The 443-nt window shown below is 44.5% G+C and carries 1 protein-coding gene; it reads right to left on the reverse strand.

What is annotated here, in order from left to right; genetic code table 11:
* Window positions 1-443, reverse strand: a 443-nt coding sequence (locus tag C6366_RS21105) for a hypothetical protein (protein ID WP_199221609.1), incomplete at both ends; no start/stop codon positions are given.

Genomic DNA, 443 nt, shown 5'->3' on the forward strand with positions numbered 1-443 from the left:
GCACTGTTTCTAAGGCCAACCTGATGGATGTGTGCTTCGTTTGAAGTGCCAATCTGATCCTGGTCGCCATGGTTTCGGTAACCGTCTTGTTCAACTACTGCTTGATTGTTGTTTCCGTTTTGGTCTTGCGATGCCAAATTGTACTGTCCTATTTGGGTCACAGATGCATGGTTGTTGTTTCCATCCTGATCTTGCAATGATGTATTTCTATTGCCGGATTGAGTAGTTGATGACATGTTATCATTGCCATCCTGCCACTGAAAAGAATGGTTTCTGTAACCGGTTTGAACTGTCGAAGCCATATTGTTATCACCATCCTGTCTTTGGTTGGCATCGTTAGAATCACCGGTTTGAGTTATTGCAGCCACATTGTCTTCCCCATCCTGATCCAGAAAGGCATCGTTTAGTTCGCCTGTTTGAGTTACCGATGCACTGTTTCTCAG

The sequence above is a fragment of the Desulfonatronum sp. SC1 genome (assembly GCF_003046795.1).
Lineage (GTDB): Bacteria > Desulfobacterota > Desulfovibrionia > Desulfovibrionales > Desulfonatronaceae > Desulfonatronum.